Below are 6,372 nucleotides of genomic sequence, written 5' to 3'. Positions count from 1 at the left end.
TTTTTTCCTGAATCGCGGCCTTGGCGGAGCCAACGGCCGCGTCCAGCTGACGGAACAGGCCGCCCAGTTCACGCGCGTCGGCCTGGCGCAGGAAGGTGTACAGCTCGCGGATCAGCGCGCTGACGGAAGTCTTTTCGTGCATCGACTGGTCCGGCAACGGGCCGAACTCAGAGCGCAGCGCGGCCACCATCCAGCCGGACAGGTACAGGTAGCGGCGGTCGGTGCTGTTGAAGTGCTTCTTGATGGAAATCATCTTCTGCTGACCGATGAAGCCGTGCCAGCAGCCCAGCGACTGGGTGTATTTGGACGGGTCGGCATCGTAGGCGGCCATGTCGGCACGCATGATCTTCGCGGTGTATTTCGCGATGTCCAGACCCGTCTTGAACCTGTTCTGGGCACGCATGCGAGCGGCATATTCGGGATTAATTGCATCCCATGCGCTGCCGTGCGTGTCTTTCAAACCAGCAACTGCCTTGATGTCGTCTTGATATTGGGCCATTTGTATCTCCTGAAAGCTAAGCGGGTTTGACTGTTGGTTCAGCGTGTCGCCAAGTCTGTCGAAGCGAACCGCACGACTTAATAGTAGCTCCCTTTCGGCCAACTCTTATATAAGACATAAGACATAATTTATGTTTACTTTTCAATGAGATGCTTCGCAATTTTTACGATGCAAAATTCGTTTTCAAGCAACGGGAAAATGAATGCCAGGAAAGTTCGAAGTTTATTCCGTAATGCGGAATGCGTTTTCGGGTGCTGAGGCAGGGCAAGCGCGGATGATCTTGAGCCCTGATTGCTGGGCTGAATTCATGGGCGTGCTTAGATCTATTCGGCGTCTTCGAGGGGACGGCGCTCCAGCGCCACGATAAGAGTCGCGTGTGCCCCATGCCACTGGCCTAGATCGCACTTCGCCCTATGCCAAGCGAGCATAGCGGCACCAACAAATCGGTAATTGCAACCGATTTTTGTCATTCATACATTGACTTCAACGTCGACACGCAGAACGACTGTCGACCGACGGACATTCTCAAAGTCCCATACTCCGATCCGAGGTAATGCAATGGAACCTCTTCAAACAGGTAGAAGCGCGTCTCGTAGTTCAAATATTGGTAGTACTAATCGACAATATTCGAGACGGGAAACAACCCGGCCAGTCATCGCGGCCACAGTAGGGTGCATGCTGGAATGGTATGACTTTGCGATCTATGGCTATTTTGCAGTGGTCATATCACGACTGTTTTTTCCCAACCACGATGAAGTTGTATCGCTCCTCCTTAGTGTCGCGACCTTCGGCGTCGGATTTGCGATGCGTCCCATCGGCGCACTGGTGTTCGGAACCCTTGCGGATCGCCAGGGGCGTCGGGTCGCGCTGAGCTGGACCGTCATTACGATGGTACTGGGGACTTTCTTGATGGTAATCACGCCGACTTATTCGAGCGCTGGCATCGTGGCGCCGATCATCGTCGTGATCGCCCGGCTTATCCAGGGCTTTTCGGCTGGCGGAGAAATGGGATCCGCCCTGTCCTATCTGGTCGAGTATGCGCCGCGCCAGCGCAAGTTTCTTTTTGCGAGCTTTCAGCAGCTAACGCAGCTACTGGCGCTTCTGATCGGCTCCCTTGTCGGAGCGGCCGTCAATGGATTGATGCCGGTCGAGACAGTCGAGACGTGGGGATGGAGGGTGCCCTTCATGCTCGGCCTGATCATCGCGCCGGTCGGCTGGTACATCCGGAATAGAACGGAAGAGCCCCCAGCGTTCGCCGAGATACTCAAGCAGCGCAGGGCCGGAAAGAATACGGACCATGCGTTGGGCGCTCCATCACCGTGGAGCACGCTCAGGGATCATCCCCGCGAGACACTGGGCGGTTTCTTCATCACGATCCTGTGGACCGTCAGCACCTACTTCTTTCTGGTTTTCATGCCGACATACGCCGTCAAGCAGTTGCACATATCGGCAAGTCATTCCCTTGTCAGTAATTCGCTAAGTCTTCTCGTCGCCGTTGTTGCGACGCCCTGCTTCGCCTTGCTTGCCGACAGGCATGGTCCGTTGAAGCTATTGAGAATGGGAGCGATGGCGATCACGATACTTGTCTATCCGGCCCTCAGCGTCCTGCTCGAGTACCAGTCCTTCGAGGCACTACTCGTCGTACAGGCCACCCTTGCAGTTGCCATTGCCTCCTTTACCGGGCCTGCCGGGGGCGCGCTAGCGAGCCTGTTTCCGGACGGTAACCGGTCTATTGGGGTGTCTATTGCCTACAACTTCGCAGTCACGCTATTCGGTGGGTTCGCACCGTTCATCTCAACGTGGTTGATCCAGACCTCCGGAAATAGTCTGGCGCCAGCGTTTTACGTGGTCTTCGCCGGACTGGCTGCAATGGCTGGCTGTTCCCTCGCCTCCCCGAAGCTTTGCAAGGCATGACGGCAAAGGGCGCCGTGCTCGCCCTTCGGATACTGCATCTCTGGCCGGTAACGATGCGCATTGATGATTGCTTTGGAGAAAACCTCAATGGACTCAACGGTAAATTTCGAAGTGGATGGCGTTCATCTCGGTCATCTGCGGGTTCCACACTCCGTTCACCGATCCGCATATGGGCACATTGCCATCCCGATTGCTGTGCTCAAGAATGGAGCCGGGCCTACCGTACTGCTTACCGGCGGAGTGCATGGCGACGAGTACGAGGGTCCGGTTGCGTTGTCCAACTTCGTTCAGAAAGTACGCCTCGACGAGATACAGGGCCGCGTCGTCGTCGTGCCAGCCTTGAATTACCCTGCATTCATGGCCGCATCGCGCGTCTCGCCCATCGACGGAATCAACCTGAACCGAACGTTCCCGGGACGGAAAGACGGTAGTGTCACCGAAGTCATCGCCGATTATGTAACGCGCGTCCTGTTGCCGCTTGCCGATTTCGTTTTTGATGTGCACGCCGGTGGAAGTTCCCTTCAATACCTGCCAAGCGTGCTCTCTGCGCTGCCCGACGAAAGTGATGCAGGGTGGCAGACCGCCCGGCTTATCGAAGCGATGGCACCCGAGCGAATCATCTACTTCGACGGTGATCGCGCTCTCAGCGGCGAAGATCGGGTGATCGGCAATTACGCCAGGAAGAACGGAGCCGTCTATCTCTGTGGAGAATTCGGTGGCGGCTCAACCGTTAATCCCGACGGTCTTCGTATGGTGGAACACTGCGTCTCTCGTTTTCTCATGCACCTTGGCGTATTAAGCGCTGCCGGTGCGTTGCAGTACGCCGAGACTTCAAGGGTGCTCGACCAACCCGTTCGTACCCTGTCTTACTCGATGGACGAGCCGGGTCTTTTCCTGTTTGCGCAAAGACCGGGCTTTTTTGCTCCGTCATTCCGGTTAGGAGAAGTGGTTCGGCAGGGTCAGCTCGCGGGCCATATTTACGACAGCACAGACTTCTGGAAGACGCCGACAGCCGTCACCTTTGAGTGTGGGGGCCTTGTGGTTTGTCAGCGCACATTCGCGCAGGTCGAGGTTGGTGACTGTCTGGGGCATCTCGCGCAGCCTTGTTAAAGCTGCGGGGCGGTCCATACCGCGTTCATGAACCCCTTGACCGGACGCGTGTCCCCACGGTGTCTCAAAGTAGAAGGAGAAGCGATGAACCAGATGAACGGCTATGACTACGAGGACCTCAAACCGGGAATGAGCGCAACATTCGCGAAGACCATCACGGAGGCAGACATTGTACTGTTTGCCGCAGCGTCCGGAGACAACAACGCCATGCACATCAATGAGGAGTTTGCATCCACGACGCAGTTCGGAGGGCGCATCGCGCATGGGATGTTGACCGCCAGCGTGATTTCGGCCGCAATCGCCGGTCGCCTGCCCGGGCCGGGAACGGTGTACCTGAGTCAGAACATCCGCTTCCGCGCACCGGTCAGACCTGGTGACACCGTCCACGCAACCGTTTCGATAACAGAGCTGTATCCAGACAGGCGACGCGTGTCACTGTCGACTGTCTGCACCGTGAACGGTAAGGTTGTCGTTGACGGGGATGCCATGGTGATGCCGACCTCATCGCAGGTACGCGAGGAATAACTAGCCCTTTGGTTATCTGGTCAGCAAGGAGACGTACGCCTTCGTGACATCGCCTCACGCGTTTCACACACCCGGCGATCTGCAAACGACTCGCACATTCGACCCTCTCGTCGACGGTAGCCGTGCTTCCCTTTGGAAGCGCGGCCCGACAGCACCATACCCGCGTGCTCCTCACGGCTCGATCTGTATCGGTTTCATGAACCGTAGTAACGGCAGTGAAGCTCGTGCTACCCACGTATGTCGCGAGCCGAACTCCTCAGCTGCCCGAGGGGCAAAAAGATGGCAGAAACCTCGACGAATCCCGGAGGTCAGGTTTCGTCAGGATTTGGCTTCAATGTTTTCCGATAGTGCCGCCCGTGCCGCTTCGATAAATCGTGTCAACAGGACGTTCGAACTGTCCCGCCTCCACACAAGTTCCAGATCAAATTCAGTTCCAGCGTCTTCCAGCGAAAAGACAGTCACGTCATCCGACACATGACGCCTGTAGGATTCTGGGACGATCGCGCAGCCGATTCCGGAAATGACAAGACCCAGCATGGTCGACATATCCGCGGCGGTGTGTTTCAGCGTCGGCGCGAACGACGCGCCGTGAAAGAGATTCGATACGGCGTCAAAAGTTGACGGGGAGCATTCCCGTGGGAACATTACGAACGACTCCCTACGGAACTCGCTCAGCAGATGCGCCCTTTCGGCCGCATACCGCGATGCGATTGAACGCGGCACGACGACCGCCCATCGATCGTGGTAAACGGGGAATCCCTGAAATCCAGGATCAAGCTTCGGGCGCCACGTCAGTATGCCGACATCAAGTCGCCCCTTACGGAGATTTTCAAGCTGATCTACAGACATCTGAGGCTGAAGGTGAACTCTCAGGCCTGGCCCGATGTCCGCCAGTTTGTCGAACACCCTTCTCAGAATGGGTAGCCAGCTATAGTTGCTAACAATACCCAGGTTCAATTCTCCCGAGAGCCCCATTTTGAAACTTGCCATCCTGTCTGTCAGGTCGCGAACAGAGTCGATGGCCCGGGTGGCACAAGCAATCAGTTCTACTCCAGCGTCCGTCAGCGTTACCCCTCTCGTATTGCGGACGAAAAGCTCTGTTCCGATCTGCTCCTCGAGCGCGCGCATGTGCCGGGATAGCGCGGGCTGCGCGATATGCAACCTGCGCGACGCAGCCGCGACGCTCCCTTCCTCTGCGATTGTCAAAAAATAGCGTAGCTGACGAAGATCCATGTCATCACCGTTGAAATCGAACCGATCGAGGAAAGGGAAACGGCGTGCGCACCGTGCGACGCTCCCGTAGCATACGCGCGCGGTGCCAAGAGACCTTAATGCTCACTCGTACCGGTATACGCCGCGCCCCGTTTTCCGTCCGAAGCGCCCTGCCGCCACCAGCTCGCGCAGCAACGGGGAAGCTCGATACTTGGAATCGCCGAAATCCTCCAAATACACGTCCATCACGGAGAGACAAACGTCGAGACCGATCAGGTCCGAGAGCGCGAGCGGGCCAATCGGATGGTTTGCACCGAGTTTCATACCCTCGTCGATCTCCTCCGGGGTCGCGACACCTTCCGCGAGCACACAGAAGGCCTCATTGATCATCGGCACCAGGATGCGGTTGACCACAAAGCCAGGCGAGTCGCGCACGACGATCGGCGATTTGCCTAGCCTCTGTGCCAGCTCACGCGTGGTGGAGACGGTTGCGTCGCTTGTTTCCAAACCGCGTATCACTTCGACGAGCGGCAGCAGTGGCACCGGATTGAAAAAGTGCATGCCAACGAAGCGTGCCGCATCGCGCAGGGACGCAGCCAGCGTTGTAATCGAAATCGACGACGTATTCGATGCGATGATCGCATCCGGTTTCGCCACACCTTCGATTTGCTTGAGGATACGCACCTTCAGTTCGGCGTGCTCCGTGGCCGCTTCGATCACAATGTCAGCGCTTGCCAATTCCCGGTAGTCGGTAGAAGTCGCGATGCGTCTGGTCGCGGCGTCGCGCGCCGACGCCTTCAGCTTGCCCTTTTCAACGAGCCGTCCAAGGCTTTTCGTCAGGGTGGCCGTGCCTTTTTGCAATGCCGCGTCGGTGATGTCCACCATTACCACGTCGCATCCCGCGACAGCACACACCTGCGCGATGCCATTACCCATCGTTCCTGCACCTACGATGCCTACTTTCTGGATTGTCATGCCCTACCTTGATAAATTCGATGACTCTGAAAACGGACAGCGTGCCCGCATCGTCGTTAGCTGAAGAATGCTGCAGACCTCGATCGCGTATGGGAGTGCAGCGCAGAAAGCGCAGTTCCGCAGCTGCCTCTCATCGT

Annotated in this window: 5 protein-coding genes and 1 pseudogene; 3 read left to right on the top strand and 3 right to left on the bottom strand. The window is 57.1% G+C overall.

The annotated features are described in order from the left end of the window. Positions 1-499: pseudogene (locus G3N95_RS15665) on the bottom strand (isocitrate lyase); the annotation flags it as partial. A 558-nt stretch (positions 500-1,057) separates the two neighbouring features. On the opposite strand from G3N95_RS15665, the gene G3N95_RS15660 reads away from it, so the two are divergent. From G3N95_RS15660 to G3N95_RS15650, 3 genes are all read left to right on the top strand, one after another. Continuing rightward, complete coding sequence (locus G3N95_RS15660; protein WP_205970989.1) at positions 1,058-2,413, top strand: MFS transporter; 1,356 nt, start codon at positions 1,058-1,060, stop codon at positions 2,411-2,413. Positions 2,414-2,476: 63 nt separating this feature from the next. Next, a complete protein-coding gene (locus G3N95_RS15655) occupies positions 2,477-3,523 on the top strand; it encodes a succinylglutamate desuccinylase/aspartoacylase family protein (protein WP_205970988.1) in 1,047 nt (348 codons plus the stop codon). 84 nt (positions 3,524-3,607) lie between these two features. Beyond that, positions 3,608-4,048 (top strand): MaoC family dehydratase, encoded by a 441-nt coding sequence (locus G3N95_RS15650; protein WP_205970987.1) that lies wholly within the window; start codon positions 3,608-3,610, stop codon positions 4,046-4,048. Between the two features lie 318 nt (positions 4,049-4,366). On the opposite strand, the gene G3N95_RS15645 is transcribed toward G3N95_RS15650, so the two are convergent. Both G3N95_RS15645 and G3N95_RS15640 read right to left on the bottom strand, forming a co-directional pair. Beyond that, complete coding sequence (locus G3N95_RS15645; protein ID WP_205970986.1) at positions 4,367-5,281, bottom strand: LysR family transcriptional regulator; 915 nt, start codon at positions 5,279-5,281, stop codon at positions 4,367-4,369. 102 nt (positions 5,282-5,383) lie between these two features. Further along, positions 5,384-6,235 (bottom strand): 3-hydroxybutyryl-CoA dehydrogenase, encoded by an 852-nt coding sequence (locus tag G3N95_RS15640; RefSeq protein WP_205970985.1) that lies wholly within the window; start codon positions 6,233-6,235, stop codon positions 5,384-5,386. Positions 6,236-6,372: the final 137 nt, after the last annotated feature.

The sequence above is a fragment of the Paraburkholderia sp. Tr-20389 genome, from assembly GCF_017104565.1.
Lineage (GTDB): Bacteria > Pseudomonadota > Gammaproteobacteria > Burkholderiales > Burkholderiaceae > Paraburkholderia.
The sequence above is the reverse complement of the archived record's forward strand: the minus strand, read 5'-3'. Positions and strand labels throughout refer to the sequence as shown.

What these genes read in the sequence shown, in the direction of transcription:
- G3N95_RS15650 (WP_205970987.1), top strand. Translation starts at nt 3,608, where the DNA reads ATGAACCAGATGAACGGCTATGACTACGAGGACCTCAAACCGGGAATG.
- G3N95_RS15645 (WP_205970986.1), bottom strand. Translation starts at nt 5,281, where the DNA reads ATGGATCTTCGTCAGCTACGCTATTTTTTGACAATCGCAGAGGAAGGG.
- G3N95_RS15660 (WP_205970989.1), top strand. Translation starts at nt 1,058, where the DNA reads ATGGAACCTCTTCAAACAGGTAGAAGCGCGTCTCGTAGTTCAAATATT.
- G3N95_RS15655 (WP_205970988.1), top strand. Translation starts at nt 2,477, where the DNA reads ATGATTGCTTTGGAGAAAACCTCAATGGACTCAACGGTAAATTTCGAA.
- G3N95_RS15640 (WP_205970985.1), bottom strand. Translation starts at nt 6,235, where the DNA reads ATGACAATCCAGAAAGTAGGCATCGTAGGTGCAGGAACGATGGGTAAT.